The organism is Lacinutrix sp. MEBiC02595, assembly GCF_053601555.1.
Genome location: NZ_JBSHNU010000178.1, coordinates 1 through 296, shown reverse-complemented (window position 1 = coordinate 296; position 296 = coordinate 1). Strand labels below are relative to the sequence as shown.

Below are 296 nucleotides of genomic sequence, written 5' to 3'. Positions count from 1 at the left end.
CAACAAATGGTAGTGTAGATGCAGGAATAGATGGTTATACTACAGCCGGAACAGTAACTGGAACCGTATATAACGATGAAGATGGTGATGGAATACAAAACGGAACAGAAACAGGATTTACTTCTCCAGTAACGGTATTTGCAGATTTAGATGGCGATGGCGTATTAGACGCAGGAGAGCCAACAGCAACAACAGCATCGGATGGAAGCTATATTATAGAAGGTGTACCGGCAGGAACAGTTGATATCGTAGTAGATACGACTACTTTACCAGTAGGGTCCACATTAACAGAAGGA

1 protein-coding gene is annotated in these 296 nt (G+C 42.6%); it reads left to right on the top strand.

The genetic code is table 11. From position 1 onward, the window contains the following. On the top strand, window positions 1-296 hold a 296-nt coding region (locus ACVCZW_RS03720), incomplete at both ends, for a hypothetical protein (RefSeq protein WP_452231678.1).